Source organism: Streptomyces niveiscabiei (assembly GCF_001419795.1).
Taxonomy (GTDB): domain Bacteria; phylum Actinomycetota; class Actinomycetes; order Streptomycetales; family Streptomycetaceae; genus Streptomyces; species Streptomyces niveiscabiei.
On sequence record NZ_LIRL01001109.1, the window covers coordinates 1 to 4,441 of the forward strand.

General features: G+C 72.9%; 4 protein-coding genes and 1 pseudogene. 1 reads left to right on the forward strand and 4 read right to left on the reverse strand.

Going from position 1 to position 4,441, the window contains the following annotated elements; genetic code table 11:
- Positions 1-912: sensor histidine kinase (locus tag AOK24_RS40630; RefSeq protein ID WP_055724928.1), on the reverse strand; the 912-nt coding region annotated here is incomplete at its 3' end.
- Positions 913-1,149: 237 nt separating this feature from the next.
- On the opposite strand from AOK24_RS40630, the gene AOK24_RS40635 reads away from it, so the two are divergent.
- Complete coding sequence (locus tag AOK24_RS40635; protein WP_055724929.1) at positions 1,150-1,665, forward strand: hypothetical protein; 516 nt, start codon at positions 1,150-1,152, stop codon at positions 1,663-1,665.
- A gap of 3 nt (positions 1,666-1,668) precedes the next feature.
- Here the strand turns inward: AOK24_RS40635 and AOK24_RS40640 are convergent, their stop codons facing one another.
- The 3 genes and pseudogenes from AOK24_RS40640 to AOK24_RS51815 all read right to left on the reverse strand — a co-directional run.
- On the reverse strand, positions 1,669-2,754 hold the full coding sequence (locus tag AOK24_RS40640; protein WP_055724930.1) for an alpha/beta hydrolase: 1,086 nt from the start codon (positions 2,752-2,754) through the stop codon (positions 1,669-1,671).
- Between the two features lie 32 nt (positions 2,755-2,786).
- Positions 2,787-3,755, reverse strand: a 969-nt coding sequence (locus AOK24_RS51810) for a phosphatidylglycerol lysyltransferase domain-containing protein (RefSeq protein ID WP_240554360.1), incomplete at its 5' end; no start/stop codon positions are given.
- Between the two features lie 2 nt (positions 3,756-3,757).
- Positions 3,758-4,441, reverse strand: a pseudogene (locus AOK24_RS51815) (phosphatidylglycerol lysyltransferase domain-containing protein); the annotation flags it as partial.

Sequence of the window (4,441 nt, forward strand, 5' to 3'; positions counted from 1 at the left end):
GGCGCCCGGGGCGTGCTTGCGGACGTTCGTGAGAGCTTCTTGGACCGTCCGGTAGATCGTGCGCTGGGCGGTCGTACTGATGCCGGGCGGGAGTTCGCCGGTCAGGGTGGTCTCGATGCCGCTGCCCGCGATCAGCCGCTTGAGGTCGGCCAGGGTGGGCTGGGGGGAGAGCTCGGTCTCCTTGCCGCTGGAGGCGCGCAGCAGGGTGACCATGTGCCGGAGTTCGTCGAGGGTGTTCACGCTCAGCGTGCGGATCGCGCGGGCCCCGTCGACGGCCTGCCCGGGGTCGTGGGCGGCGACCTGGAGGGCCGCCGCCTGGACGGCGATCAGGCTGACCTGGTGCGAGACGACGTCGTGCATCTCACGGGCCAGCTGGGCGCGTTCCCGGGCGAGGACGTTCTGCGCGTACAGCGCGCGCTCGTGCTCGCGGACCTCCTCGATCTCGACGAGCTGCCGCCGCAGGTCGCGCCGGGCCTGGACGAGCTGGCCGACGAGGACCGGGGCGAAGGACGTGGCCAGCGTGTAGACGAACTGGACGAGCGTCCAGGTCCGGTCGCCGGAGAACGACTCGGACAGGGGCCACACGAGGGTGCCCGCCGCCGTGCTCAGCAGGGCGCAGCCGGCCAGCAGCGGACGGTTGCGGGTCCGCGTGGCCAGCGTGTACAGCGCGGCGAGCGGCGCGACCGCGACGTCCAGGAACAGGGTCATGGGCAGGGTCAGCAGGACGACGGCCAGCGGGACGTACCGGCGCAGCAGCAGCCCCGCACAGCCCAGGGCGACGCACGCCCACATGAACGGCGTCGCCGCCTCGTCGTGCAGGTTGCCCCACGCGTCGAGCGTGGCGAGCGCGGCGAGACCCGCGTCGACGGCGGGACGCGGCACGCGCCGCCACAGCGCCCGGCCCGTGTTCATCGCCGATCGCCCCCCGCCGGTACCTGCATGTCGTCCACCGCCACGTCTCCTCCCGTCGGTCTCTTCCGCTGCCGACGGTACGTCCGGTACGTCACCCGGTGACCGGGTCCGCCGGGAAAGGTGGCCACCCGGCGGGGGAGGTCCAGCCGGTCGGGGGGGCTCACGTACCGTGGGCTCGCCCGAGCCCGAGTCCGTGGGGCGCCGCCGTCGTCCGTACCGCCCGAGGAACAGCCAGCCATGTCCCGTCCGTATCTGCGTCAGTCCGTCCGCGCTCTGGCCCGGCCCCATGTGCTGTTCGGGGGTGTGTACGGGGCGGTGCTGGCCAGCTCCATGGTGGCCGCGCTGACGGGGGAGGGCGAGACGGCGCCCGGCGAGCGGCTCAGCAGCGCCGAGTGGCTCCTGATCACGGCCGTCGCGTCGGCCGTGGCGCACGGGTACGCGCATCTGATCGCCCTGCGCGGCGACCAGACCCACCACGGGGTGCGCGCGGCGGTGCGGCTGCTGGTGTCCGAGTGGCCGCTCGTGATGGCGACGGTGCCGACGGTCGTCCTGCTGCTCGGCGCGGGCTGGGGGTGGTGGCCCTCGGAGGGGGTCGAGTACGTGGCTTTCGCGGTGAACGTGGTGCTGCTGTTCGCGTGGGGTCTGCTCGCGGCCCGCGCCGCCGGGCGTACCTGGCGGTCCGCCTGGCTGATCGGGGTGGCGGACGCGCTGCTGGGGCTTGCGGTCGTGGCGGCCAACGCCGTCATCAAGTAGGGGTCACCTCGCGGCGAGCCGGCCGCCGATCCACTCCAGGGTGGGGGCGATCTCCCGTTTCCAGGTGGTGAAGTTGTGGCCGCCGCTGTCGAGGACGATCGACGAGACGCGGGCGGGCGCCCGGACCTTGCTGATGAACGCCATGGTGTCCTTCAGGTTGCGCTCGCCGGTCTTCGAGCTGCTGACCAGGAAGGACGAGGCGCGGGCGGGGACGTGGTCCAGGCTCCACAGCAGGTCGGCGCGGTTCTTCAGGTTCCGGTCGCCGTGGAAGAGGTCGCCCGTGGTGAGGTCGTGGGGGGCCTTGTAGTGCGGGGAGAGGCCCGCGCTCGCCGCGAACCGGTCCGGATGGTGCAGGCCCAGTTTCAGCGCGCAGTAGCCGCCGGTCGAGTTCCCGACGACGCCCCAGTTGCGGGCGTTTCCGCCGACGCGGTAGGCGCCCGATATCGCCCGGGGCAGGTCCTGCGCGAGGAACGTCTCGGTCTGCGGGCCGCCGGGGACGTCCGCGCACTCGGTGTCGCGGGGCGGTGCGAGGGTCGGGCGCAGCATCACCAGGATCATCGGCTGCATCTTTCCGCGCGCCGCGAGCCGGTGGGCCGTCGCGGGGTACTTCAGCCCTTTGATCAGGGACATGGCGTTGCCGGGGTAGCCGGTGAGGACGACGGACGCGGGGAACGTCCGTCTCGCGTGCTCCGGCTGGAAGTACTCCGGCGGGAGGTAGACGTACGCGGGTGAGTTGATCCTGGACCGCGCGCCCCGTACGACGACCTTCTGGATCTGCCCGCCCGCCGAAGGCTGTCTGCTCACCACGGTGAGCGGCCCGGTGCCGGACGAGTGGTTCACGACCGTGCCGTCCGTCTGCTCCAGGCCGAGGAGGTCGGCCCAGGACGCGTAGAACATGAAGGCGTTGTTCGCGACGAGGCCGACCGAGGCGAAGACCATGGTCTGGGTCGCCAGCAGCAGTCCGGTACGGCCCAGGAGCGCGCGCCAGCCGCGCCGGGCGAGGCGTGGCCAGAGCACGATCGTGAGGACGAACAGCGTCACCGCCGCGAGCACGGCGAGCGTCAGGACTGCGGTACTGGTGAGACCCATGGGACGGAACTTTCTCGGGTGTGTGCGGGGAGTCAGGAGGCGGCGCGCGACCGCCTGCGGAAGAGGGCGGGCAGACCCGGCGTCGTCACGAAGCCCTCCGCCCGGCCGCAGGCCAGCGCGATCCGCAGCAGTTCGCCGCTCTTCTGGAAGAGGATGTAGCGGGGCTCCCAGACCGGCCGGTACTTGGCGTTGGCCCGGTACAGCGACTCGATCTGCCACCAGCGGGAGAAGAACCCGAGGACGGCCCGCCACAGCCGCAGCACGGGCCCGGCGCCGAGCCGGTCCCCGCGCTCGAAGACCGACCGGAACATCGCGAAGTTCAGCGAGACCCGGGCGAGGCCCACCTCGTCGGCCCGCCGCAGGAGCCCGATGACCATGAACTCCATGAGCCCGTTGTCGCCCGCGCGGTCCCGGCGCATCAGGTCGAGGGAGAGCCCATCGCGGCCCCAGGGGACGAAGCTGAGCAGCGCGCGCAGTTCGCCGTCCGCGTCGTGGCACTCGACCATCACGCAGCGCCCGTCGTCCGGCGCGCCGAGCCTGCCGAGCGCCATCGAGAAGCCGCGCTCGGTCGCCCCGTCGCGCCAGCGGTCCGCGTCGGCCACCAGGCGGGCCATCTCCGGCTCGGGGATGTCCTCGTGGCGGCGGACGCGCACGGTGTATCCGGCGCGCTCGACCCGGTTGTACGCCTGCCGGACCCCGCGCATCGCGCGCCCCTCCAGGGTGAAGTCCGCGACCTCGACGACGGCCTCGTCGCCCAGTTCGAGGGCGTTCAGACCGTGCCGCGCGTAGATCACGCCCGCTTCCTCGGAGGCCCCCATGACGGCCGGGACCCACGCGTGTTCGCGGGCCTCGGCCAGCCAGGCGTCGATCGCGCCCGGCCACGCCTCGGGGTCTCCGACGGGGTCGCCGGAGGCGAGGGAGACGCCGCTGACGACGCGGTAGGTCACCGCCGCCTTCCCGCTCGGGGAGAAGACGGCCGCCTTGTCGCGGCGCAGCGCGAANNCCCGGGGGCTGCGGAACGCCACGTACAGGACGCTCAGGAACAGCAGGGCCGCCGTCACGTTGAGCGTGCCGTCGACCCAGCCGGGGACCTCGATGAGGCGGGACGCCTTCTCGGTGGGGTCCAGGGTGACGAAGCGGGCCAGGACGTAGCCGAGCCGGTCGGTCAGGCTCGCTCCCGTCGCGCTGCCGGTCGTCTGCACCAGCGCCAGGCCCAGCGCGCTGCTCAGCACCAGGCCGCCGGCCAGGGTCGCGAGCGCCGTCCGGGGGTTGGAGCGGTCGCCCTTCGACGTGAACTCCCGGCGCCCCGCGAGCAGGGCCAGCAGGAACAGGGCGGTGAGCGCGGCGGAGGCCCAGTTCATCCAGTGGTGGCCGAAGTCGACGTCCTCGTCGGGCACGAACAGGAAGAGGGCCATGCCCGTCAGGGTCAGCGCGGTCAGGACCGTGTTGACGATCCACGCCGCACGCTTGCGCCTGCGCATCGCCACGGCCAGCCACAGCGCGAGGATCGCCGAGACCAGGCCGGCGGTCAGCAGGTACGGGGTGAAGTACTCGCCCTCGTTGTGCCGCCGCACCCCGTCGTGCAGGGGGACGGAGAGCACCGCCAGGACGTTGAGCAGGGCCATGGCGCGCAGGTACCAGACGCTCGCCGCTGCCGCCGCTCGGCGGTATCGGGGCGGGGTGGGCT

Bases quoted from the DNA above. Each gene is read 5' to 3' on its own strand.
- AOK24_RS40635 (WP_055724929.1), top strand. From the start codon at position 1,150: ATGTCCCGTCCGTATCTGCGTCAGTCCGTCCGCGCTCTGGCCCGGCCC.
- AOK24_RS40640 (WP_055724930.1), bottom strand. From the start codon at position 2,754: ATGGGTCTCACCAGTACCGCAGTCCTGACGCTCGCCGTGCTCGCGGCG.